Origin of the sequence: Lysinibacillus fusiformis, from assembly GCF_016925635.1 — a bacterium.
In the GTDB taxonomy this organism is placed as follows: domain Bacteria; phylum Bacillota; class Bacilli; order Bacillales_A; family Planococcaceae; genus Lysinibacillus; species Lysinibacillus fusiformis_F.
The window spans coordinates 2,118,836-2,142,982 of record NZ_CP070490.1 but is presented as its reverse complement, the minus strand read 5'-3'; the positions used below and the strand labels follow the sequence as shown (position 1 = coordinate 2,142,982).

Annotated in this window: 21 protein-coding genes and 1 pseudogene; 11 read left to right on the top strand and 11 right to left on the bottom strand. The window is 35.2% G+C overall.

Annotation, left to right across the window (positions count from 1 at the left end; translation table 11 throughout):
* The first annotated feature begins 149 nt into the window (after positions 1-149).
* Positions 150-1,061: a TetR/AcrR family transcriptional regulator gene (locus JTI58_RS10525; protein ID WP_205446543.1), complete on the top strand. Its 912-nt coding sequence runs from the start codon at positions 150-152 to the stop codon at positions 1,059-1,061.
* A 668-nt stretch (positions 1,062-1,729) separates the two neighbouring features.
* Here JTI58_RS10525 and JTI58_RS10520 read toward each other — a convergent pair.
* Together JTI58_RS10520 and JTI58_RS10515 are read right to left on the bottom strand one after the other, a co-directional pair.
* A complete protein-coding gene (locus tag JTI58_RS10520) occupies positions 1,730-3,373 on the bottom strand; it encodes a sensor histidine kinase (RefSeq protein WP_205446542.1) in 1,644 nt (547 codons plus the stop codon).
* Positions 3,370-4,071 carry a response regulator transcription factor gene (locus JTI58_RS10515; RefSeq protein ID WP_205446541.1) on the bottom strand — a complete coding sequence of 234 codons (702 nt, stop codon included), beginning with the start codon at positions 4,069-4,071 and terminating at the stop codon, positions 3,370-3,372. Before JTI58_RS10515 ends, JTI58_RS10520 begins: the two co-directional genes overlap by 4 nt.
* A 103-nt stretch (positions 4,072-4,174) precedes the next feature.
* On the opposite strand from JTI58_RS10515, the gene JTI58_RS10510 reads away from it, so the two are divergent.
* The 3 genes from JTI58_RS10510 (at position 4,175) to JTI58_RS10500 (ending at position 6,498) form a co-directional block, all read left to right on the top strand.
* Positions 4,175-5,320 carry a DUF418 domain-containing protein gene (locus tag JTI58_RS10510; protein ID WP_205446540.1) on the top strand — a complete coding sequence of 382 codons (1,146 nt, stop codon included), beginning with the start codon at positions 4,175-4,177 and terminating at the stop codon, positions 5,318-5,320.
* 223 nt (positions 5,321-5,543) lie between these two features.
* Positions 5,544-6,083: an SLOG family protein gene (locus tag JTI58_RS10505; RefSeq protein ID WP_431844409.1), complete on the top strand. Its 540-nt coding sequence runs from the start codon at positions 5,544-5,546 to the stop codon at positions 6,081-6,083.
* 100 nt (positions 6,084-6,183) lie between these two features.
* The gene (locus tag JTI58_RS10500; RefSeq protein ID WP_205446538.1) at positions 6,184-6,498 is read left to right on the top strand and encodes a hypothetical protein; all 315 of its coding nucleotides are present in this window, start codon (positions 6,184-6,186) and stop codon (positions 6,496-6,498) included.
* Positions 6,499-7,108: 610 nt separating this feature from the next.
* On the opposite strand, the gene JTI58_RS10495 is transcribed toward JTI58_RS10500, so the two are convergent.
* The 4 genes from JTI58_RS10495 to JTI58_RS10480 form a co-directional block, all read right to left on the bottom strand.
* Positions 7,109-8,503, bottom strand: coding sequence for an L-cystine transporter (locus tag JTI58_RS10495; protein WP_205446537.1), 1,395 nt, complete (start codon positions 8,501-8,503; stop codon positions 7,109-7,111).
* Between the two features lie 287 nt (positions 8,504-8,790).
* The gene (locus JTI58_RS10490; RefSeq protein ID WP_205446536.1) at positions 8,791-9,234 is read right to left on the bottom strand and encodes a hypothetical protein; all 444 of its coding nucleotides are present in this window, start codon (positions 9,232-9,234) and stop codon (positions 8,791-8,793) included.
* A 93-nt stretch (positions 9,235-9,327) separates the two neighbouring features.
* Entirely contained in the window at positions 9,328-10,278 is a 951-nt protein-coding gene (locus tag JTI58_RS10485) for a GGDEF domain-containing protein (protein WP_205446535.1), read from the bottom strand.
* Positions 10,256-11,137: an EAL domain-containing protein gene (locus JTI58_RS10480; RefSeq protein ID WP_205446534.1), complete on the bottom strand. Its 882-nt coding sequence runs from the start codon at positions 11,135-11,137 to the stop codon at positions 10,256-10,258. Before JTI58_RS10480 ends, JTI58_RS10485 begins: the two co-directional genes overlap by 23 nt.
* Before the next feature lie 295 nt (positions 11,138-11,432).
* On the opposite strand from JTI58_RS10480, the gene JTI58_RS10475 reads away from it, so the two are divergent.
* The 4 genes from JTI58_RS10475 (at position 11,433) to JTI58_RS10460 (ending at position 15,347) form a co-directional block, all read left to right on the top strand.
* On the top strand, positions 11,433-11,618 hold the full coding sequence (locus tag JTI58_RS10475) for a hypothetical protein (protein ID WP_205446533.1): 186 nt from the start codon (positions 11,433-11,435) through the stop codon (positions 11,616-11,618).
* The gene (locus tag JTI58_RS10470) at positions 11,608-13,026 is read left to right on the top strand and encodes an amidase (RefSeq protein WP_205446532.1); all 1,419 of its coding nucleotides are present in this window, start codon (positions 11,608-11,610) and stop codon (positions 13,024-13,026) included. Before JTI58_RS10475 ends, JTI58_RS10470 begins: the two co-directional genes overlap by 11 nt.
* A 160-nt stretch (positions 13,027-13,186) precedes the next feature.
* Complete coding sequence (locus tag JTI58_RS10465) at positions 13,187-14,347, top strand: PucR family transcriptional regulator (protein WP_205446531.1); 1,161 nt, start codon at positions 13,187-13,189, stop codon at positions 14,345-14,347.
* A gap of 103 nt (positions 14,348-14,450) precedes the next feature.
* The gene (locus JTI58_RS10460; protein ID WP_205446530.1) at positions 14,451-15,347 is read left to right on the top strand and encodes a DMT family transporter; all 897 of its coding nucleotides are present in this window, start codon (positions 14,451-14,453) and stop codon (positions 15,345-15,347) included.
* Between the two features lie 34 nt (positions 15,348-15,381).
* On the opposite strand, the gene JTI58_RS10455 is transcribed toward JTI58_RS10460, so the two are convergent.
* Entirely contained in the window at positions 15,382-15,951 is a 570-nt protein-coding gene (locus tag JTI58_RS10455) for a YitT family protein (RefSeq protein ID WP_205446529.1), read from the bottom strand.
* A gap of 181 nt (positions 15,952-16,132) precedes the next feature.
* On the opposite strand from JTI58_RS10455, the gene JTI58_RS10450 reads away from it, so the two are divergent.
* Positions 16,133-17,422 carry a DUF2252 domain-containing protein gene (locus JTI58_RS10450; RefSeq protein ID WP_205446528.1) on the top strand — a complete coding sequence of 430 codons (1,290 nt, stop codon included), beginning with the start codon at positions 16,133-16,135 and terminating at the stop codon, positions 17,420-17,422.
* 50 nt (positions 17,423-17,472) lie between these two features.
* On the opposite strand, the gene JTI58_RS10445 is transcribed toward JTI58_RS10450, so the two are convergent.
* Positions 17,473-17,994, bottom strand: coding sequence for a DUF2179 domain-containing protein (locus JTI58_RS10445; protein ID WP_004227692.1), 522 nt, complete (start codon positions 17,992-17,994; stop codon positions 17,473-17,475).
* 211 nt (positions 17,995-18,205) lie between these two features.
* Here JTI58_RS10445 and JTI58_RS10440 point away from each other — a divergent pair, with 211 nt between their 5' ends.
* Complete coding sequence (locus tag JTI58_RS10440) at positions 18,206-19,117, top strand: hypothetical protein (protein ID WP_205446527.1); 912 nt, start codon at positions 18,206-18,208, stop codon at positions 19,115-19,117.
* Positions 19,118-19,139: 22 nt separating this feature from the next.
* Here JTI58_RS10440 and JTI58_RS10435 read toward each other — a convergent pair whose 3' ends face one another.
* Both JTI58_RS10435 and JTI58_RS10430 read right to left on the bottom strand, forming a co-directional pair.
* On the bottom strand, positions 19,140-19,526 hold the full coding sequence (locus tag JTI58_RS10435; RefSeq protein ID WP_205446526.1) for a DUF5071 domain-containing protein: 387 nt from the start codon (positions 19,524-19,526) through the stop codon (positions 19,140-19,142).
* 204 nt (positions 19,527-19,730) lie between these two features.
* A pseudogene (locus JTI58_RS10430) lies at positions 19,731-20,159 on the bottom strand (solute carrier family 23 protein); the annotation flags it as partial.
* 570 nt (positions 20,160-20,729) lie between these two features.
* Here JTI58_RS10430 and JTI58_RS10425 point away from each other — a divergent pair.
* The gene (locus tag JTI58_RS10425; protein WP_205446525.1) at positions 20,730-22,025 is read left to right on the top strand and encodes an S-layer homology domain-containing protein; all 1,296 of its coding nucleotides are present in this window, start codon (positions 20,730-20,732) and stop codon (positions 22,023-22,025) included.
* Between the two features lie 397 nt (positions 22,026-22,422).
* Here JTI58_RS10425 and JTI58_RS10420 read toward each other — a convergent pair whose 3' ends face one another.
* Positions 22,423-23,922, bottom strand: a complete 1,500-nt coding sequence (locus JTI58_RS10420) for an HNH endonuclease (RefSeq protein WP_205446524.1) — start codon at positions 23,920-23,922, stop codon at positions 22,423-22,425.
* Positions 23,923-24,147 lie beyond the last annotated feature (225 nt).

Sequence of the window (24,147 nt, the reverse complement as noted above, 5' to 3'; positions counted from 1 at the left end):
CTCAATTCTTTCTTGTGTTTTACGATAAAACTTATTTTATACTCGTAGTCTACTTTTTTCAACAAATAAGTTTATATTTTTTATAAACGTTGATATAAATACGTTTCGAAGGTAGAATAAGAGTATAATATTATAAAAAAGGTGAGGTCATGAACAAAAGAAAAAGACAAATTATAACAGCAGCACGTGAACTTTTTATTGAAAAAGGCTTTCTAGATACATCGATTAATGACATCATCAATGCGGCTAAAATTTCAAAAGGTACATTTTATAATCACTTTCCTTCGAAAAATGAATGCTTAATCGCCATTTTGGATGAAGGGCGCGAAGAAGCTAGTAATCGCCGCCATGAGCTCATCTATGGTAAAGACCCTACAGATTTAGAAGTATTGACACAGCAAGTCGCTGTTCTCATGTATGTTAATCGTGAACATAATTTAGTACAGATATTCGAATCCATCTTCCAATCAAGAGATAAAGAACTAAAAAAAATTATTATTAATTACCATTTACAAGAATTAGAATGGCTCGCCAATCGTCTAGTACAAGTATTTGGCGAAGAGATTAGCCCTATTAGCTATGAATGTGCTGTTCAAACACTTGGGATGATTAACCTCACTCTACGTGCTGTCTTTATTGCCGATTATAAATATATCAATCGAGAAGCGATTGTACGTGTAGCATTGCGCAATATTAGCGTAATTATACCCACTATGCTTGAGTCAAAAGAGATTATCGTGAGTGTTGAAATGATCAATACCATTCAAAATGTCGTGAACTATAAAACCGTTACAAAAGAAATGGTCATTGAACAACTACAAGGCTTTACAAAGGGATTATCGAACAATGAATCAATGGAAGGTTTGGAATATGCCCAATTCTTATTAGAAGAATTACAAAACGAAAAACCAAAGCTTTTTATCATCGAATCACTTCTTACCCCTTTCCGTAAGGCATTTGTCGGCACAGAACATATCGCAGAAGCCCGCGACATCGCCAATAACTTATGGCGTTACGTAAAAATTGAACAGCCAACTGAACGCTGTACGAAAAATAAATAAAAAAAGAGGTATCAAATGAACAGCTTGATACCTCTTTCATGTTGTTGAAAAAAGATGATGTCAACGGCAGAAATAGCAACTTTGCAAGGTGAGGGGTTGATTTCCGTTCCGCCAGCGTCCTTTCCAGGGGGCGTCCGATGAGCCGCTTCACTCACTTACGTTCGCTCCAGGGTCTCCTCTGTGACGCTAAATCCCTTAGGAGTAACGCTGGCTCCACTCCAATCAACCATTCTGCAAAGTGTCTTTACTTTTTTCATAGTAGCGATCAAATAGCCCATTATCTGTATTCTTAGAGGGGATAAGCTCTTATTGGGGAAGTGATGCGTGACAACACCTCTTCATAAGGAGTAGTGAACACCTTCACTTTATTTGAAAACCTTTGCTAAAAAGGTAACACTTTTGTTGATTGGAGTGGAAGGCTACTTGACTCCCGTGGGATTGCGAGACAGGCAAAACTCTAAACGGAGCGGTAGCGGAGGAAGCGATTCGACGCTCGCCCACAGGAAAGCAAGTAGCCTGCAACGGAAATCCATTTCTACCTTTCAATTGACTGTTTTGTTTTTCAACACTAAGAAAAAGGTATCAAATGAACACTTTGATACCTCTTTACTATGTTGAATGAGATTAAGTTCTATGACAGAGTCCTTAAAAAAGCAAGGAGATCCACACTAATGACATTGAAATTTTAGAACAAAAATTGTCCCGTCCTGACCTGAACGAACACTAATTGTGCCATTGTGTAAATCAATGAGCTGCTTCGTGATGGCTAGTCCTAGCCCTGTACCTGTTATATCGTCTGTCGTATTCGTACCTCGATAATAGCGTTCGAATAGATTATCGAGCTCCCCCTGAGGAATGCCAGGTCCTTGGTCAGCAATGGTAAGCATCACTTCTTTACCTGTATGTTGCGCTTCTACAATCACCTTGGTGCCTTCAGGGGTATACTTTTTCGCATTAGTAATTAAATTATCCATTATCCGCTTAAGTAAAAGCTCATCTGCTTGTAGCAACACATCACCATATACCTTCACACATACCTGTTCGTCTGCAAATTGTGGTAACCATGTTGCTAGCGGAAGTAACACTTTATCAAGCTGTATAGCTTTATTTTTTAACTGATACGTATACGTTAAATCCTGAATAAGTGCATCCATATAGGTTGCCTTTTCCTGCATGGTCTGTGCAAAAATACGCATCTCATCCTTTGTCCACTCATAATCTTCAGATGCTAGCATCGTTGAATAGCCATAGATTGAGCTTAACGGCGTCTTTAAATCATGCGATAAACCTGTTATCCACTCTTCACGTAATTGCTCTCCGTGCTTAATTTGCCTTTCATTTGAATCAAGTCTCTCCGATAAGTGGTTGAGTGACTCCTCAACAGGTTGGAATAATTTAAATTTCCTTTTCAACTTTCCTGTTTTTTTATGATGGATTTTTTTGTCACTAATTTCACTGTAATCGAATTGGGTTAGTCGCTCAATGCGCGATATAACATAGACTAGTGGACGCACGAATTGACGTGAAATACTAATAGACAAAAAGATAACACCCAACAGCAAAATAATATGCCCTCCAAAGAAGATAGAAACAAACAGTACCATTGCTTTATTAAAAGGCTCTTCAAATGGCTTATAAGACGGGTTAGGCATTCGTACAACAAATGTCACATCATTGGCTAAGGCTGCGCTTTGCTTGAGCTCCTCATGCTCGAAAATATCGTATTTTTCCTCTAGTAATTGCGGTTTATTTAGCTTCTCATACCGCTCGCCTATAACATCAATCCGATTCCATTGCTCATCATAAATTTCAACACTGGCTTTATTATCTTTTAGACGTTGCAGGGTTACAGCTGAAATGTCCCCTGTTGCCGTCCAATTATCAAGTGCCTCCTCAAAAAGTGGTTGGACAGGCGTATTCGGAATAAATAATAAGTAGTAATTCGGCAGTTCCCATGTATGCATGCCTGGTTGCTTCAATGCCAATATTTCGTTATCGGACTTTCCACATAGTCCGCATGTCTCTCCCGTATAATCAACGATCCTCATGGATGGATCAAATAAATAGAGCTGTCCTACATTTTCCTCAGCTCTCTCCACTAAATAATCAGCAATTTTAATTGTCTTCCCTTTCTCTACAACTGCATCATCTTCAATTTCAAAGGAGCTCATCACATGAATGTTGTCACCAACACGGTCATTGATAAAGATAGCAAAAAACACCAGACTTATAATAAAACCTGAAATGATTAATAGATAGAATATGATGAAATACGAAACAAAACGGAGTGTTAATTTTCCAGCAGGCTTCATGAAGAAATGTCCCCAACAAGCTTATAGCCAATGCCTCTGACGGTGATAATGCATGTTGGCTTTCCAGGATTTTTTTCGATTTTTTCTCGTAATTTTCGTATATGTACCATCACAGTATTATCATCAAATAAGCAATCTCCCCATACGCGCTCGTATATTTGTTCTTTAGATAATACTTGACCTGCATTGTCACATAAATATTTTAATAAATGAAACAAGCGACCACTGATTATTTCCTTCACACCGTCTACCTCGATTTCTGCTGCGTCAATGTCAAATGTAAAACGGCTGCAAGTAAATACATGATTTTCTGATACATTCTTTTTCTTCATATAACGGACTAACTGCACCTTTACTCTCGCTACAAGCTCTAAGGGGTTAAATGGTTTTGTAATATAATCATCTGCGCCATTCATAAAACCGCGAAGCTTATCTGCATCACTGCTTTTGGCTGTTAAATAAAAAATAGGCGCATCACTTTTTTCCCGAATACTATTCGCGATATCCAGCCCACTTCCATCTGGAAGCATGATATCTAATAGATAAAAGTCAAATGTTTTAGTATTCATTTCATCTTTTGCTTCTTCAATCGTGTTACATAATGTAATATTGGTAATTCCTTCTTTTCTTAAAATGATTTCAATCATTTCAGCAATGGCACGTTCATCCTCTAACACTAAAATTGATGCTTCCTGCATTTCCTCACCTACTTTTAAGATTACTTTAAGGTAGTCATTATTTCACCATAAGCTTCCCTCATTATTATATGTATAAGATAACCAATTAAGGAGATAAAACGCAATGACAACTAATCGTGTTACCTTCATTGATACAATGCGTGGATTTAGTTTATTTGGCATCTTAATGGCAAATTTGCTGATCTTCCAATTTGGGATGTATGGCAAAGATGAATTAAAAAATCTTTCTACCTTAGATAACGGGGCTTTATATTTTGTAAAAGTTGTGATTGAAGGCTCATTTATGCCCATCTTCACTATTTTATTCGGCTTCTCACTTATTAAATTAATTGAATCCATCCGCAGAAAAAAGAATAAAAGCCGCTGGTCTATTTTGCGTCGTGCAACAGGTTTAATTGCCCTGGGCTTATTACATTCTATTTTATTGTGGGAAGGCGATATTCTATTTTCTTATGGCTGTATGACGTTATTTTTAGTCCCATTTATTAATCGTAAACCAAAAACTTTATTTATTTGGGCTGGTATCCTATTTGTTTTAACTACAGCGTTAACATATGGCTCTATGGAAACGTCTAAAAAAGAACAAAAGGAGACACACACATACATCGAGCAAGCGGACGATGTTTATGCAAACGGAAGCTACTTAGAAATTTTTGATTTTCGAGCTAATGCCGAAATACCAGGAGTGGATGAATCTTCCTTCATCTTCATTATATTAATTTTTGCACCGATGTTCTATGCACCTCTCTTCCTCTTTGGCATGGCGCTCGCTAAAAGGCAAGCATTTGTGGAGATGAGCAAGGAAATGAAATGGTATAAGTTAGGTGCTCTCCTTGTACCTATAGGACTCATATGTAAAAGTGTAAGTTTTATAGAAAGTAAAAGTGCATTTTCTTCTATTTTATTAACGGGCGGCTCCCAGTTACTAGCAATTGGCTATGTTTGCCTCGCAGCATACCTTTATAACACCCGTCCAGTTCAACTACTGGCTCCTGCATTTGAGAGCGTTGGCAAACTATCATTAACCAATTATTTACTACAAACCATCATTTGTACAACTGTTTTTTATGGCTATGGCCTTGGCTTATACGGTAAATTAGGCGTCTTTGGTGGAATCCTTTTCGGAATCGTTGTGTATAGCTTGCAATGTGTTTTCAGCCTTGCCTATTTAAAGAAATTTAAACGTGGTCCATTTGAAACACTCTTACGCATATGGACAAATTGGTCTTGGTCTGGGCAGGTAAAGTAAAGCCCATCACACAAGCAAAATAGAAAGGAATTATTTTTTATGAATAGTGACACAAAAGAAGACTTTACTGACTCATGGTGGTTTTTAGGTATTTGTGCAGCTGTAGCAGTAATTTTAACACTATTTGCCTTTTCATAAACAATATCGTTTTCATTTGCCCCCTTACTGTATACTAGTAGTACAACTAGACAGCTTAGGGGGTATTTTGTTGTTACAGCGTATTATGATTACTGGCTATAAACCACATGAGCTTGGTATCTTTAATGATAAACATCCCGGCATTGTCATCATAAAAAAAGCACTGGAAGCTCGTCTACGTACACTGCTTGATGAAGGACTCGAATGGGTGATTATCAGCGGTCAACAGGGCGTAGAATCTTGGAGTGCTGAAGTTGTTTTAATGTTAAAAAAAGAATTCCCGCATTTAAAATACGCCGTGATCACACCTTTCTTAGAACAAGAGAAAAATTGGCAAGATCATAAAAAAGAAAAGTATCAAGCATTAATTGCCCAAGCTGATTTTGTCACAAGCGTGACCAAAAAACCGTATGAAGCACCATGGCAATTTATTGAGAAGGACAAATTTATTATCCAAAATACAGATGGACTTTTATTAATTTACGATGAAGAAAATGAGGGTTCTCCGAAGTATATCAAACGGCTTGCAGAAAAATATATGGAATCCCATGAGTATGCTCTTTTAATAGTGACCGCCTATGACTTACAACTAGTAGCAGAAGAAATTCAACAGCAAGACTGGTAGAAAAATATTGATATAATTTTCTGACAATTATATACTAGAATTAATAAAAGCTGATTGTTCTTATGGTTTTTTCCTATAATTTGAAAGGAGCTGTCATCATTTGAATAAACATATTGAAATGATTCTTGAAGCTTCTCCCGTAAATGTATCACATGATACGTATCGTAGAGAATGTCGGTATACACGGGGAATTCATATTGAAGAACAAGAATTTCTTGCTATTTTAAACGCAATGAGTCATGATTCACGCTTATATTTTGATTTTCATAATCCACGTAAAGAGATTAAAAAGGGAACCTATTTGAATGGACACTCCGGTTTAGCCTACAATATTTATGATTACTATAAACAAAATTTTAATATTGAGATATCCGAATTAATCAACGGTAAAGATTTTTATGTAAAAATCGTATAATGCTGAAGCCCCTTTAAAGTTTTACCTTTAAAGGGGCTTCTTAGTGTTAAAAAACAAAACAGTCAATTGAAAGGTAGAAATGGATTTCCGTTGCTGGCTACTTGCTTTCCTGTGAGCGAGCGCCGAGCCGCTTCCTCTGCTACCGCTCCGTTTAGTGTCTCGCTATCCCACGGGAGTCAAGTAGCCTTCCACTCCAACCCAGAAAACGTAATCTTTTTAGCAAATGTTTTCAAATAAAGTGAAGGTGTTTACTACTCTTTATGTCACGCATCACTTTTCCACATTGAAAATAAAAATCCTATCCCCTCTAAGAATACAAATAATGGACTATTTGATCGCTATGCTAGTATGAAAAAAGTAAAGACACTTTGCAGAATGGTTGATTGGAGTGGAGCCAGCGTCACTCCTAGGGGATTTAGCGTCACAGAGGAGACCCTGGAGCGAACGTAAGTGAGTGAAGCGGCTCATCGGACGCCCCCTGGAAAGGACGCTGGCGGAACGGAAATCAACCCCTCGCCTTGCAAAGTTGCTTTTTCTGCCGTTGACATCATCTTTTTTCAACAACATGAAGCCCCTTTAAAGTTTTACCTTTAAAGGGGCTTCGTTGATCTTATAGGTCTGCTACTTGAGCACCTAATTCTTTATTATTATACATTTCTGTATCTAATTCTTTAGTAATACGCGCTGTTGTAACACCAGCTGTCATTGAACCACTTACATTTAACGCTGTACGACCCATATCAATTAAAGGTTCAACAGAGATTAATACACCTGCAAGAGCAATCGGTAAATCAAGTGCGGATAATACAAGGATAGCTGCAAATGTTGCACCACCACCAACACCTGCTACACCAAACGAGCTAACCGCTACTACTGCGATAACTGTAATAATGAACACAGGGTCAAGTGGATTAATGCCGACTGTTGGTGCGATCATGATGGCTAACATCGCAGGATATACACCTGCACAACCATTTTGACCGATTGATAATCCGAATGAGCCTGAGAAGTTTGCAATCCCCTCAGATACCCCAAGACGACCTGTTTGCGTTTTAATATTCATCGGTAAAGTACCCGCACTAGAACGAGATGTAAAGGCGAATAATAATGTTTCTGCCGATTTTTTCAAATACGTAAATGGATTTAAACCACTTAATGTAATGATTAATAAGTGTACGATTAAAACAATAAATAGTGCTACATAAGAAGCAATGACAAACTTACCTAAATTGTAGATAGCTCCAAAATCTGATGTTGCTACAGTACGAGCCATAATCGCTAGAATTCCGTATGGCGTTAAGCGTAATACAATTGTTACAACACCCATTACAAGGGCATAGATGGCATCTAAGCCTTTTTTAATTGTAGCTGCTGTTCCCTCATCCTTACGTGCCACACGTAAATAAGCAAAACCAAGGAATGCTGAGAAAATGACAACCGCAATTGTTGACGTAGAACGAGCACCCGTTAAATCAAGGAATGGATTTGCTGGGAATAACTCAATAATTTGTGTTGGTAGATCAGGAGCTGCTAAGCCCGTAGTTTTTTCTTCAAGGTATTGACCTCGTGCAGTTTCTGCATCACCTTGTAAAATTTGTGTTGCATCTAAATCAAAGACTGTTGCAGAAAAAATACCTACAGCTGCTGAAACTGCTGTTGTACCGATTAAAATGGCTAAAATAAGTGCTGCCATTTTCCCGAAATTTTTGCCAATCTTCATTTTTGTAAAGGCAATTAAAATGGAGATAAATATCAATGGCATTGCTACCATTTGGAGCAGTTTCACATACCCAGTACCGATAATATTGTACCAAGATGTTGTTTTGGCTAATACTTCAGAATCAAGACCATAAATAAAATGAAGTCCAAGACCAAGTACAATCCCTAAGCCTAAGCCGGCAAAAACACGATTAGAAAACTTAACGTGCTTTTTATTCATAACATATAAAATTCCAACGAACACAAGCAACACTGCTACGTTAAGAATGATTTGTAAATTCGACAATGGAATGCCTCCTAAGATGTTTTATAATAATGTAATCGAATTATATACCCATAATCCCTATAATTCAAGTATGTTTTATTAAGATTAATAAATTCCTATAACAAAATGCTTTCTTGCTAAGGATTATACCCCGAAAAATGGCGTAACAATCATCCTCTGGCACAGGAATAATCTTAGAAAAGAATGTTTGTAAATATATAGCTAGTTTAATCAATGCCACTACATTTGGTGACAAACGATTAACTGCCCCTAGACAGTTAAAAACTAACAGTCTAAGGGCAGCCTTTTTAAGCGTTATTTCTAATTACAAATCTTGGTTCGTAGTCACTAATGATGTCAAAGACACCGTCATTATAGCAGTAGATATGATGTTCAACGGTCGGAATTTCTTTGCTTCCAATCCACGGGAGTTGGTCAAACCAATCTATATAATCTGAATTGCTCATTTTATAAAACCATTCTGCAGAAGAATTTATAGGTTGTTCCTGGGTCAAGGCTTCATTGACTTTGTCTACTAAATCAGATCGTGGAATTTCTCCAGTATAGCGGAAAGACCAAACATAATCTTGAATTGGAGACATTTTATCATAGATAATATCAACTTCTGTATTGTTTCGATCGATTAATGTTAAGCATAGTCCTAAATCTGTATAATTTAATGTAGCATTAACGATTTGGGCTCTTTCTAAGCAAGTGACAGGTTGCCAAATGTGCAATCTTCTTGAATCCATCTAATTCCCCTTTAAACAAAAAATATATCAATTTCATTTAAATTTTCATATATTTTACATATTAGCTCCAACAATCTAGCATTAAGCACTATGTTAATGGACAAAGTAGGTTTGTTGTTTATTAATGAGGTAACAGCTGCCTGCGATTTTTTTACACTGCTTTTTCACATGCGTGACTGCATTGGACAATTGTTCGACAGAGTCAAAATACTGATACTCATTCGTAATTACGGCAATGGATAAGGATGTGCATGTTAAAGGTTCCAGTTCTCCTGATCTATTAGCTACCTGAACATATGCTAAATCCTCTAACTCATAAAAACTAAGTATGTTGGCATCAAAGTCATCTATGATCTTTTGACATATCTTTTCTACCTCGTAATACGGGAGAATGGCCACAAAATCATCTCCACCAATATGTCCTAAAAAATCTTCCACCCCGCATATATGTCTTTTAAGTATATCTGTTAAATACCGTAAAATTTTATCCCCTTTATTAAAGCCATATGTGTCATTGTAGGATTTAAAATGATCTAAATCAAAATAGATTAAACTATATTGTGATAGCTGTAATGCTTCCTCTAACTTTTCATCAATTAATTTATTGCCAGGAAGACTACTTAATGGATTCAGGAAGCTTGCAATGGCTACCTGTGTATCAACAAGCTTTAACAATAACTCTCGAATACTAACCATGCCATAATATAGATTGTTTTTCGTGACGATGACATCATCATATAAATCCTCAGGAGGTCTAGCCATAGCTAATGTACTAACCTCTGTGATTGGTGTATTACGATCAACGATTAAAGGATTTTTCTTCATCATCAGCTGATTTTGTCGTCCCATTAATAAATGATAGCCATACCGAGTACCAATTTTTTGATAGAAATGTGTGCGTGTAATATGTCCAATTGGCTTTTCATCACGCACGACAACAACGCTACGCAATGATGGATTACTCGTAAAAAGTACATCTACGTCTTTATTTTTCACAAATTCATCAATACACGGAACTTTCTCAATGACTTCCCCTATCTTCATGGTCACCCACCCTTATTTTCCCCATATGTATTTCTTTTGCGGGCTTTCCTATCGCATAACCCTGTGCATAATGAATGCCAATACGATGCAAATAATCAAGCTCCTCCTGCCGTTCAATCCCTTCAGCGATGATTTTAGTATTGACCTGTTCAGCATATTTCATTAACAATGTGACGAGCTGCTGTTGCTCACTATTTTGGTCAATGAATTGAATCAATGAACGGTCTAGTTTAATGAATTCTGGCTTTAAATAGATGAGCGTCTTCAAACTATTATAGCCTGACCCTACATCATCTACTGCAATGCGATAGCCCTGTGATCGATAATGTGATAATACACGTTCAAACTCCACAAAATCTATTACAGCACTCCGTTCAGTTAGTTCAAAAACGACTTGCTGAGGTTTAATACCAAGCTCCTTTAGTAATTGTAGCGTTTCTCCACTGTGGTATTTTTTATCTAATAAAACATTTGGATGTATATTAAGAAATACTAAAAAGTTTTTATTCGCCAAATCTTTGTGTAAGCGTTCCTTGAAACGTTGTAAGGAAAGATTTCTACAAAAACATTCAAATAAAAACACGCAATCTGTTTGTCCTACAAACTCATAAAACTGATCCACACTATTAAATAATGTTGAAGGTATTGGTCGATTTAATGCTTCAAATCCCATTGTTTGCTTTGATTGTAAATCTACAATCGGTTGAAAGTATGTATGTAAATCATTATGCTGAATAATTTGTTTCAATGCTTTTAAACGTTTCATAAATAACGTATTGCTTTGGTGTTGCCCATATAAATATTTTATAAAAGAAAATATATTACTCGTTTTTATGCTTTGACCCACAGCAGACTCCATTCTCGCACCTCTTCAATTGGTTATTATGGTTCATTGTACGCTTTGATTGTAAACAGACTGTGAATCGTATGTAAAAAGAGCCAGTTCCAGCAATAGGATTTAATAAAATACTTGTCTAGTAAATATTTCTTAATATTAAAACGATTACAAATAATTTATTTGATATAAATTATTATTAGTGTATGATTGTAATAATAGGTTTATATTACCTATTATATTTTTTTGCGTTTTTACTGTATCGATCTTAATAGGGAAACCTATTTAGATAAAAATTATTCAAGGGAGGATCCTGTTAATGAGCTTGTCTATTCAACAATTATTGGAGAACAAAGGAATTACACCGAAACCTGAACACCTTGAACTATTATTAACACGCTGGGAAGGTATGCAGTCACTTCGTAGCAATTTAGAAGGTATTGCGATTGATGATGCAGATATCGCCGTACGTAGTATTCCTGGAGGTGATCACATTGACAACTGATTTACATTTAAAATCTGTTGAAGAATTGGCACCTTTACTTGCATCAAAGACGCTATCTCCCGTGGAATTAACGAAAGCTATTTTAGATTTTGCTGAGGAAAGTCAGCCTAAAATTAATTCCTATATGGCTTTCTATCGGGAAGAAGCATTAGCAAAGGCAAAAGAAGTTGAACAGGAGATTCTCCAAGGTCATTATAAAGGTATGTATCATGGAATACCTATGGCCTTAAAGGACAACTTGTATTTTAAAGATAAAATAACAACGATGTCCTCAAAAATTCATAAGGACTTCGTTTCTGATTATGATGCGACAGTGGTTGAAAAACTTCGTGACGCTGGTGTTATTTTCACTGGAAAATTAAGCATGCATGAGTATGCTTGGGGAATTACCAATAATAACCCTCATTACGGCCCTGTTCGCAACCCATGGGATTTAGATAAAATTCCTGGAGGTTCAAGTGGAGGCTCAGGGGCGGCTGTTGCGGCTGGCGCAAGTGTTGCTTCACTAGGTACGGATACAGCAGGCTCCATTCGAATTCCATCCTCTGCTTGTGGCATTGTTGGTTTGAAACCTACACACGGTCGTGTAAGTAAATATGGCTGTTACCCACTCGCTTGGAGCTTAGATCATATTGGCCCAATGACTAAGACAGTCAAAGATGCAGCGGGCTTGCTTGAAGTCATTGCTGGTTTTGATCATCGAGACCCTACTTGCATTGATGTTCCAACAGACAACTACGTGCAGCAGCTTACTGGCAATATCAAGGATTTAGTGATTGGTATCAATGAAGAATATTTCTTTAAAAATGTTGATGCTGATGTAGAAAAGGCTGTTCGAGCAAGTATTCAAAGCTTAGTAGACCAAGGAGCAAAAGTGGAAGTAGTACGTATTCCTTCCCTACAATATGCAGAATGGGCAGAGCTTGTGACGTCCCTTTCAGAGGCAGCAGCTATACACCATTCAGATTTACAAAAGAGACCACAAGATTTTGGTGACGATATTCGCCTACTATTTGAGCTTGGCGAATTGCCTTCTGCCGTCGATTACTTGCAGGCTCAACAGGTACGTCGTCAAATCAAGCAGGAGTTTACAGAGATTTTTAATGTGGTAGATGTGCTCATTACCCCTACCCTACCTGTTGTAGCTAGTACAATTGGGGATGATTTTGCAGAGTTAAACGGTCAAAAAGTAGATTTAATTGATAATATTATCCGCTTTACAGGCCCTAGCAACTTAACAGGCTTACCTGCCCTTTCGGTTCCTTGTGGCTTTAAAGGAAACTTACCAATAGGTCTACAAATTATTGGTCCAGCCTTTAAAGAAGGACGCATTTTAAATGTAGGGTATGCTGTTGAGCAAACAAATCCACAGAGAAATAGAAAACCAAATATTTTTGCTAATATCTAAACGATAAGTGCTGGAAATCTGCTCACTTCACGGTATACCGCTGAATGAGCAGATTTTTTGTGGTGGATACCCATTGGCATTATTACTAATGGTTTTTTATGAACAAGTAATTTTATAATAGAAACAAGAAGCTTACTACAGGAAAGGCAATGATGCACTCATGAATGTAGAGAATTTTTTACAACTACCTATTACAAAAGATTTCACTGTTGTTGCTGGTCACAACGGCTTACATAAAGCTGTTCAAAATGTAGAGATTTTAGATTTTGAATTTTCACCTGATATACACCATGTCAGAGATACTGTCTTTACACCCAACAGTGTTGTGTTAAGTAGTTTATTATTTGCAAAACAAGAGCCTGAGTATTTATTAAATGCTGTTAAAAATCTAATTGAGCTTGGGGCGAGTGCTTTAGCTTATAAGCCTGTTATTTTTAAGGAATTACCTGAAGAAGTTTTGTCGTATGCGGAGCAGCAAAATTTCCCTATATTGCGCTTTGGTGGAGATGAGTTTTTTGAAAAAATCATTTTAGAAACGATGGCCTATGCTAAGACACAGGATTATTCCTACTTTTTAGAGACGATTTTACGAAGGTTAATGGAGGAAGATGTAACACAGGAGCAAATCAAATCCATTTTACAACAGCTCAATAAGCCCTTTGAGAGATATGTATTTATAGCAAATTTACGGGCAAGTGATACAATCCATCAAAGCTGGATGCAGTCCTTTTATTCGTTGGAGCCACTATTAAAATCAGGTCTGATTTGTTCCTATAAACAAAGCCTTTTTATCATCATGACAAATCCATCTCAGCAGTTCCAATTTGAAAAGGTGTTACATGAATGGCTAACATTATATGCCATTTCTACTGATACATTCACGTTCGGTTATAGCAGTTGCTATGATACCCAGACAGGATTCCCAATGGCATTACGCGAAGCTTTTTTTGCCAATATTTTCGCTGGAATCGATATGCTACCTAGCTGTCATTATAAGAATCTCGCGTCCGATTGTTTATTAATCGAGTTGTACCGTAAAGATGCAACATTCGCAATGGACTATGTTACCTCCTTTTTAGCCCCTTTACTTGATGATAAGGCTGATCCAGATTTAATGGAGACCGCCATAACCTATATCATTAATAAAGGAAATATTAAGGAAGTTGCTGTAGCACAATTCTGTCATCCAAATACAATCCGCTATCGCATGGCTAAAATCCGTCAGCTAGTGGCACCCATAGATAATGATTATGTTTTTTATGAACGCCTAGCTGCAGCCGTTAAATTGTACTTATTACATAGCAAAATGAACAGTGACTAATCGCTTTGGAATAAGTACAAAAAAACGCCTGAATATTTAGAAATAAAATCAAATTCTTTTCTTCCCTCTTATGCTATTCTATTGAAGTTAGGAGGAAGAAAACATGAAAACTTACATAGCTGATGGCATGCTATTAGTGACTGCAATCGTGTGGGGTAGTGGGTTTGTTGTAACAGCCATTGCCTTAGAATATTTAACAGCTTATCAAGTAATGGCTGGTAGATTCTTATTAGCTTCAATTATATTAACCGTTTTATTTGGCTCCCGCTTAAGAAAGGCTTCGAAATCAGTGGTTTGGAAGGGAGCTTTATTAGGTACGATTTTGTATATAGCGTTTGCCCTTCAAACAGTTGGACTTCAATATACAACACCATCTAAAAATGCCTTTTTAACCGCAGTAAATGTTATTATTGTCCCTTTAATAGCGTATGCCGTTTATAAACGTCGTATCGATGGTTACGAAATCATTGGGTCAATAATAGCGATTGTCGGTATTGGCTTTTTATCATTACAAGGCTCATTAACAATGAATATAGGTGATGCCCTATCATTAGCTTGTGCGGTTGCTTTTGCCTTTGATATCTTTTGTACAAACCTTTTTGTTCAAAAGGAAGATGCCATTGCTCTAACCATTATTCAGTTTCTCACAGCATCCCTAATAGGTGTTCTAGTTGTCATTAGCCAAGGCGATATTCCTACGTCCCTTGAAAAAGAAGCAATCTATTCTCTTGTTTATCTAGGGATTTTTTCTACAACAATAGCTTATCTTTTCCAGAATGTGGCCAATCAATATACAACTGCCACAAAGGCTGCAATCATACTATCAACTGAATCTTTTTTCGGCATGGCTCTATCCGTTATCTTCTTGCATGAATTGCTAACAAGCCGTATGGTCGTAGGCGCAGTACTTATTTTACTGGCTATACTAATTGCCGAAGTGAAACCCGCACATCCAAAAAAGAAGCTACTGAAAGCACTCGATAATCAGACCCCCAAATAGTTTCAGTTTATACTGGAACTATTTTTTACGTTTATTAAACTCGACTAGTAATAATGCTTGTCGTAATACCCACTACTAGCACTGTAATAATGGATAATAGAAAGGTCGAGGTAGATAGGAGGAAGCCGCCTATAATAATTACGATGGAATCAATAAAAAATATTAAGATCCCAACATTGATACCCGTTTTATCACAGATAAATTGCGCGATTAAGTCTGTCCCCCCTGTGCTTGTCTGAAAACGCAGCATTAGACCAATGCCAAAGCCTACAAGTATTCCTCCAAGAATGGCACTATAAAGCGCGTCAATTTGCACAAGATTGCGGACAGGCTTTAACAAATCGATAATGAAGGAAGACGTTATTAAACCGTGTATACTATTATAAAAATAGGTTTTATATTTAAACCAAGCGATAATAAAAATCGGAATACTAATGATAATAATCATTAAACCAATTTTGAGTTTATATAAATAGTGTAATATTAGCGCTAACCCTACTACTCCCCCATCTAAAATTTCATATGGCGTTAAAAATAAGTTTATTCCTAACGACAATGAAATACTTCCTATTAAAATGACAAGACTTTTTGTAAAGAAATACATACAACCCCCCTCCGTGTCTATGCATGTCTTATAGTATGAAAATAGGTTATCGAACATGTTATGAAATAACCTTAGATGATTAGCCAATTTTATCGAGTACATTTGCTAAATTTCTTCGAAACTTATTCAATTTATTTCCGTATATACAGGTAAATTTTAAATTAACAAAGGGGATTATAATATGGAGCATGCTTTATTGGAGCAAGTGAAACATACTAGAACTTTTTTAAGACAAGAACAATTAGAAACAATCTTTGAAGAGTTTGATGTTCAACGAATGCGTTTAACAGAGGTACAGCGCTTGGAGAAATACCGTAAAATGCTTGAAAGCCCATTTCGCTTTTTCCGCGGAAGTGCCTATCTATTTTATTTTGATATGACAAAATCCGCCTCAATCTTCCATACTCCTGATAGAAAACCGACTTGGATTCAAGGTGACATGCATATGGATAACTTCGGTGCTTTTCAAAATGAAGCAGGTTCGATTGTTTTTGATGTCAATGATTTCGATGAGGGCTATGTAGGCTCTTATTTATACGATATTGTTAGAATGAGTGTTAGTATTGCGCTCTATTTAGAGGAACAAGGCTTACATAAGGCAACCCAGGAAACGGCTATTCAGCATTTTCTTAACAGTTATATTGATCAGCTAAAACGATTTGAGCGTAAACTGGATGATCCTCTAACACTGATTTTTACAAGAGACAATACAAAGGGACCAGCAAAGAGGTTATTGAAAAAGCTTGAGAAACGCCAACAATCTTACCTTTTACAGGATATTACGTATCTCAATGAAGATGGCGAACGTGCTTTCTTATGGAATGAAGAAATTCAACCAGTCACTGCTGAGGAATACAGTGCCATTTCAAACGCACTTTCTACATATAAAATTCGAGACATAGCCTATAAGTATGGCTCTGGAACAGCTTCTATCGGTTTAAAACGTTATTATATTTTAGTAGAAGACGAAAAGAGTGCATCAGGTGTCGATGATTTAGTGCTAGAAATGAAAGAGGTACGCACAGCCATTCCTGCCTACTTCCTCCCTTATCAGGATCTATTTTGGAATCACTATGAGCACCAGGGAGCACGAGTAGTTGGAACTCAAAAAGCCATGCACCATTTAGAGGACCCACATTTAGCCTTTATCACGATGAATGGACAGGAATTTTATATTCGAGAACGTTCTCCCTATAAAAAGAAGATTAAGCCTAAAAACTATAAGGATGTAGAGGATTACTTTACAACAACATCACTTATGGGACAAATTGCTGCTAAAATACATGCCCGAGCTGATATCGATTATTCTCATGTTTTTACCTATCACAGCGAGGAGGAGATTTTAAAAGCGATTGGCAAAGAACGGAATGTATTTATAGAACATACAATTTTACAAGCAATGAGCTACAAAGAAACCGTCTATACAGACTTTGATTTATTTAAAAATTGGGTTGAAACAAAATTTATGTAATATGTAAAAAAGGACCTTCGCTTTTAGCGAGGGTCCTTTCATAGTGAATATTATTTTTGCTTAGCCTTCATACGAGCAAGTAAAAAGCCGCCTTTGAATGACTTAGGCTCATACGAGATAATAAACGCATTCGGCTCGAATTGCTCTACTATTTGAAAGAGCTCCCCTTCACGATTCCTCTTCGTTAAGATTTCATATTTATAGCGGTTACTATCTCGCCCTTCTCCGATATAAATCGTGACGGCAAATCCTTCATTACGAAGAAATTTCACAAGCTCTTCATTCTTATTTTGCGTATTAATGGTTGTATAAACATAGCCTATCGCTAGCTTTCGTTCTATTTTTGCTCCTAAAAATATACCTAATCCAAACCCAACTGCATAGACAACCATAGATAACATGCTTTGCTTCCCACTGAAAACGAGTGAAAGGCCAAATACATACACCAACATCTCCAGCATACCAAATATCGCTGCAAGGAATGTGATATTCTTTACCAAAAATATTGTTCGTAATGTTAAAAAAGGTACATATACTAATTGTAGGATTAAAATTAAAACGATACTTTGCATTTGTACTAGACCTTTCTGAGAGTAGTTTTATATAAGTATATGTTGAAAGAGAGAGTTACATGCTATTTCAACAATTCTATTTTTAAATTCCCCTTTAATCTAATGTTAAACATTCCATATGACTATCTATAGTTATTTTAAAAAAATAAATTTCAACTAATATCATAATCAATAGTTAAAAACATACAATTCTACTTGAGGGGTGACTATTATGAAAAAAACCTTAATTGGTTTTATTACTGCCACTACAATTACAGCCATTATCATAACGACAAATCTAGATAAATCAAGGTCTGCTCATTGTGAAGAAGAATTGGAAATGGCTTTAGTTAAAAGTATGGTGGAAACTAAAAAGGAAAATGAAAAGATTAACGAGGTATTAAGAAAAATTTCTCAGGAGTTTAATAAAAATGGTTTCGTTCAAATAGGGTTTGATTTTTCCCCTGATGACCGTGTATTTACTATTCAAGCCAAAGATAAGGATTTTATTGATAAGAATAAGAGTATTATTGAAAATATCATCTTAAATATAGCAAAAGAGACGGATTACAAAAACTTCAAAGTGGAATACATTGCATTGGATGGTTATGAATTAAGTGAGGAAGATGGTAAGCTAAATGAAGTACTAAAAATAACCTTAGATTTATTAAAAGCGAATGGTTATGATAAAACCAATTATTCATTAACTATTGACCCAAGTAAGGGAATCATTATTGAGGTAACGAATGGGGAATTGATAAATAAGAATGAAATAGAAAAGCTTATCGCCAATTCAGTTTATTCTAATACCAGCATGAACTTTAAGGTTTTTATTAAAGAAAAAAGCAAAAGTAAAATCAAAGACCCAGAATGGCAACCTGTATTTAGTGCAATAAGAGATGAAACTAAAAAAGAATTCAAAGAATATAGTGGATTCGCCTATTCATTTCATCCTGAACCCTTACAAATTATTATTAAAACGGACTTAGAAAAGCCAAAAGGGTTTTGGCAATCCAATAAAAAGGTAAAGCAGCTAATAGATTATGTGGATAAGATAATAGAATTGAAAAGAGAAGAACTATCCATCGAGGAAATTCCATATGAAATTATTATACGTGACAAAAATAATAACAAACTAAACTAAATATTTCTCTACATACTATTTTTTAGATTGTCTCCAAAATTTCTTTTGCAATTTCATTCATTTCTTCTGCAAGTTCATTCTGTGTAGGTCTTTCAGCCACTCTTGTTAAATAATCTTTAAACTGAACTCTTGACTCTACTGGTAATTCAATAACTAAATAGTTTAAAATAAACCATTTCCAGTTATCGTCATCTGAAGATAAGACTTCTTGCACATGTGGCACAATTTCTTCTGGAAAAGTTAAAAGTAACTCTAATACACTTGGGGCCACTGGCCAATTCATATCTTGAACCCATTCAAGGAGGCTAGGCAGTAAAGGTATTATTTTATCTCTCTCCATTTTCTTAATCATTTCTACTCTCGCATTATCAGCTTTATGTCTTGGCAAAAGTTCTTCAAAGTTTTCCATATGCATCTCTCCCTTATTTAATTATACATGGCAATCTTTTTATTGAAGCAAGTAAGTACGCCCATTATCCCACTTTAAAATACATCATCAAATAGCCGTTCAAAAAAAATGCCACCTCCTCAAATCTATAGCAATAGATAAAAGCAGGTGACAATATTGTTTTAATTAAAAATGGAGCACTTAGATGATTTTTAATATCTTTCTTTACACTTCCCCATGCATCGGGTCTTTTTTATGCTTCGGCCCAATCATCTTGAATAAAATATTAAGGATAATCGCTGTCACTGAACCACAGACGATACCGTTAGATGTTAGAAGAGAAACACTTTCTGGTAGTGCATCAAAAATACCAGGAACAACAGATACACCAACACCCAAACTTACTGCCACAGCAGCAATCATGGCATTTTCTGCTGATTCGTTCATAACTGGTACAAGCATCCCCATACCTTGTGTAATCACCATTCCGAACATCGCAAGCATCGCTGCACCTAGTACGGATGTTGGAATAATCGTTGTTAACGCTGCGATTTTTGGTAAGAAGCCAAGTGCAACTAATAATCCACCTGTGATGTAAATGACTTTACGATCTTTAACACCTGACATACGTGTAAGTCCCACGTTTTGTGAGAAACGATTATTGTTTCATAATTTCAAAGCATTAATTAATTAACCTTGATTGGGTTAATTAATCCCACAAACTTGATAGTCGCCTATTTTCAACTATCTATTTACTCAAGACTATACACTACATATTGATATCTCAGCAAGTGTTTGACCAAAATTTAGAGGATAAAAAAGAGAGCTATAAATAGCTCTCAACAATAACATTCCCACTCGATTTTTGCTGGTAGCTTAGAAGTAATATCATAGAGCTTACTTTATACGCCGTTTACTTCTTTGATGAAACGTAATTGAGATTTTTCTAGGATATCGTAAGGAATACGAGCTCATATATTTGCAATTATACATTTATACCTGACCAATCATTTCCTAATACTATTGTATTCGATTGATTTTTGTTTCTAATGAATCTTTGCCATTGAGGAGTACCTACAAGAAAAGGATACTACTGTTATCATGTTTTTAGCCTAAAAATACATCAGAAAATACAAATTACACAATTCAACTTTATCGCCCTTCAATTGTATTAATATTTATTTTATGGTATATTTTATACAATATATTTCATCGGAGGATACTATGCTAAAAAAATTGTTACCCGTTTTAATTTTAACAGTATTAATTTTTAACACCCCAGTTGCATTTGGTTCGACTTTTAAAGATGTCCCTTCCACTCACACAAATTACCAAGATATAGAATTTCTATCGAGCAATGGGATTATTAAAGGTTATTCAGACAACACATTTAAACCCAATGGGACTGTAACAAATGCTCAAGTTGCTATAATGATGGCACGAGCACTAGAGTTTCCCACATCTAAAGTGACCAATCCTGGTTACAAAGATGTTTCTGAAAATCATCCAGCTTATAAAGAGATATCTACAGCAACAAATTTAGGCCTATTTACAAAAAAACAATATTTTAAACCAAATGACCCTATTACAAGAGGTGAAATGGCACAAGTATTAGTAAATGGGTTTAATTTATCAACATCAAATATTACCTCTCCTTTTAGTGATGTTCCGTCTTCATATGAATATTCTAAGCATATTTCAATTTTATATTCTTTAGGCATTACAAAGGGGTACGAAAATAAATCATTCAAACCAAAAAACTCATTAACTAGAGCAGAATTTAGCGCATTTTTAAATCGAGTTATGCAAATCAATAATACTACAGAAATGATTGATGAAAATAATACTCAAATCACAGTAAAACCAAGTAATCCCAATCTAAAAATCTTAAATGTCGAAACATTTAGTGAAGATTATTTACTTATATATTTTAATGAACCCAACTTTTCTCAATATAGCATTAAAATTGACGGAAAAACTGTTAATCATGTAACTCATATGGAACTTGAACCAATGACTGTTCATAAAGTATATTTGAATCAAAGTTTTCTTGGTTCTCATGAACTACAAATAAACATATTAGATTCAGAAAAACCATTTTCATCTCATAATCAAAATATTAATTTTAAAAAAGATTCAGCAAAGCCAGAAATTGAAAAAATGGAGTTTAAAGAAAACCAATATGGGACAATGTACTTAAGAATATTTTTTAATGAAGATATAAGTATTCCTAATACATTACAAAATTTATCTTTTAAATTTATAAAAACTGATAATATGGCAAGAAATATTAGAGGTAACGGAGTAAAAGATAAGTCTAGTATTGTTCCAATTGGAAACATGTTTAGTTTCGTGTTTGGAATAGAAAAAAATGAGTTACCTGTAGAATACTCTCTAATTGCTGAAGAGGATGTATTATGGACTGATTTATACGGAAACAAGGGACCAAAAGAGATTCACATAAAATTTGATGCAAAAAGTTTAACAGAATTCACCTACGAAGTTGAAGAGGTATACTAGTTAAGTCAAAGTTAGCGCATATAATAATAATTGAATGGAGCTATTCAAGATAAAACCTCACCTAATAAAAATAATATTTAATAGCATTCAATTATTTAAATGAATCAAACATAAAAATATAAATGGGACAGACTTAGAATTTAAACAAACCTGTCCCTTTAAATTTGAATGACTTCTACTACTTCAACTTCTTTTATTTCACATTCATTCTGCTTACATAAAATCTTGTGAACGCTTCAAGCGCCACATACACATCTGAATATACTTCGGTTTACAACCAACGATTTCTTGAATCATCTTAAAGTCGTCTAGTGTAGTAATACGGTTATTTCAAAATATATAGTGACTCTATTATCACGCTTATTGTTACTCTATTCTACGTTACTGAAATATGATACTAATCAAAAATATACTCAATCTTCTTTAACACTTGTACAATATCTCCAGCTAGCGCTTCGTCTCGGAGACTAATTTTCATAAAAAGTGTGTTCAATTCCTCTAACACTTCTTGCTTCAGCTGGTAAATATCCTTCGATAAATCAGGTTGCTGCATACTAACTTTCTTACGCATAAAGTTATTCATACATTTTCTAAAAGCCTTCTCTATATCAGCAGTTTCAATAACACCGTGACAAGATGCACAAAGTGTAACAAGATTATCCGCATGATTGGGTCCACCTAACTTTCGAGGAATTTTGTGGTGTACATGCAAATTCATTTCTTCATCACACACTACACATTTATAACCATCACGTCGACGAACTTCCTGTTTTAATTCTTCTGAAAAGTTTTGTTGCCAGACATCAACAAATTTGATTTTCCCTTTCTTATTTTCAATTATTTCTATTACTTCAATATGTGGTAAAATAATTGCTTCTACTGTTTTTCGAACAAACTCAGCAAAATCGTATTCTGAAAATTCTTCAACACCACTCCGCTCTTCTACTATTTCTTTATCACGAAATATATAGGTTCCTAAATCAATACGGTATTCCATTAAGTCCATGTATCTAGGAGAATCCCGTTTTTCAAGATTAACTAATTCAGTCACCTTTACATATGCATCTTCAACAGTCATTTGTCGATTAATATATTTATCCAAAAATTTTGGAATACCGTTATGCCAAGCATCGTCCTCATTTTCTTCGATTATATCTCCATCCTTATATTTATAAACATAATCCAATGCGTTAATAAAATCTGTTTGTTTACTTGGTATGTCATTCACTACCTTAAGAATGCTCTTAAGCATATCTAAATCAAAATTATGTACTAAATCATCTTCTTCATCTAAAGTAAAGTCAATTCTCACAGGCTTTAGAATATCCTTTATCCCCTTTTCCTCAGCTTTATAAAAAATTTCTGAAGTAATAGACTTTTTATTTTTATACTGCTCTTCCTCATATAAATCATCAAGCTCTATTTTTTCGTCTAATCCTTCATTAAAATTTTTTATTTGCATTCTACGAGAATTTGCATATACCGCCAACTCTTGAACATCTTCTAATAATAGATTTTTTTGATTTATAAATTTTACTTGTTGTTTCAACGAATAAATTTCTTGAATCTCATCATCAGAAAGTGAATTTAGATTTACTCCAAATAAAGTTGAAACTCGCTTTCTAAACACTCGCTTTAATTCCTTCTCATTTAGCTTTTTTTTTATTTTGGAGAAATCTTTATTTTTAGCAACTGGATTCTTCTTTTCATTACGATGCTTTAATTGTGTGATTGAATTTATTTCTATTAAAATATTCTCTAATTCATTCAATGAAAAAGCTCGTTCAATTTGCTCGTCTGTAAGTACACTAAAATCAATTGTACCAATTGTTGAAGAGACCTTATTATTTATAGCTTTTTTTTTCAATTCATTTAAGATAAACTGTTTTATTTTCAAACTAACTACACTCCTTATCCTTTCTCCTATATATATCAAATATCACAACAGTAATACTGCTTTTCCTCTATGTAACATTGATTGATAGTTAGGACATACTGGTCCTCAATCAACCTATTATTCCTTATTTGACGGTACAATATAATGTACAAGTAATTATACCTTCTCCAAGCTCTTTGCATCTTCAGTATTCATTTTACAAAATTAACAACTATGCTATTTTCC

Bases quoted from the DNA above. Each gene is read 5' to 3' on its own strand.
- JTI58_RS10525 (WP_205446543.1), top strand. From the start codon at position 150: ATGAACAAAAGAAAAAGACAAATTATAACAGCAGCACGTGAACTTTTT.
- JTI58_RS10520 (WP_205446542.1), bottom strand. From the start codon at position 3,373: ATGAAGCCTGCTGGAAAATTAACACTCCGTTTTGTTTCGTATTTCATC.
- JTI58_RS10515 (WP_205446541.1), bottom strand. From the start codon at position 4,071: ATGCAGGAAGCATCAATTTTAGTGTTAGAGGATGAACGTGCCATTGCT.
- JTI58_RS10510 (WP_205446540.1), top strand. From the start codon at position 4,175: ATGACAACTAATCGTGTTACCTTCATTGATACAATGCGTGGATTTAGT.
- JTI58_RS10505 (WP_431844409.1), top strand. From the start codon at position 5,544: ATGATTACTGGCTATAAACCACATGAGCTTGGTATCTTTAATGATAAA.
- JTI58_RS10490 (WP_205446536.1), bottom strand. From the start codon at position 9,234: ATGGATTCAAGAAGATTGCACATTTGGCAACCTGTCACTTGCTTAGAA.
- JTI58_RS10485 (WP_205446535.1), bottom strand. From the start codon at position 10,278: ATGAAGATAGGGGAAGTCATTGAGAAAGTTCCGTGTATTGATGAATTT.
- JTI58_RS10480 (WP_205446534.1), bottom strand. From the start codon at position 11,137: ATGGAGTCTGCTGTGGGTCAAAGCATAAAAACGAGTAATATATTTTCT.
- JTI58_RS10475 (WP_205446533.1), top strand. From the start codon at position 11,433: ATGAGCTTGTCTATTCAACAATTATTGGAGAACAAAGGAATTACACCG.
- JTI58_RS10465 (WP_205446531.1), top strand. From the start codon at position 13,187: ATGAATGTAGAGAATTTTTTACAACTACCTATTACAAAAGATTTCACT.
- JTI58_RS10460 (WP_205446530.1), top strand. From the start codon at position 14,451: ATGAAAACTTACATAGCTGATGGCATGCTATTAGTGACTGCAATCGTG.
- JTI58_RS10455 (WP_205446529.1), bottom strand. From the start codon at position 15,951: ATGTATTTCTTTACAAAAAGTCTTGTCATTTTAATAGGAAGTATTTCA.
- JTI58_RS10450 (WP_205446528.1), top strand. From the start codon at position 16,133: ATGGAGCATGCTTTATTGGAGCAAGTGAAACATACTAGAACTTTTTTA.
- JTI58_RS10445 (WP_004227692.1), bottom strand. From the start codon at position 17,994: ATGCAAAGTATCGTTTTAATTTTAATCCTACAATTAGTATATGTACCT.
- JTI58_RS10440 (WP_205446527.1), top strand. From the start codon at position 18,206: ATGAAAAAAACCTTAATTGGTTTTATTACTGCCACTACAATTACAGCC.
- JTI58_RS10435 (WP_205446526.1), bottom strand. From the start codon at position 19,526: ATGGAAAACTTTGAAGAACTTTTGCCAAGACATAAAGCTGATAATGCG.
- JTI58_RS10425 (WP_205446525.1), top strand. From the start codon at position 20,730: ATGCTAAAAAAATTGTTACCCGTTTTAATTTTAACAGTATTAATTTTT.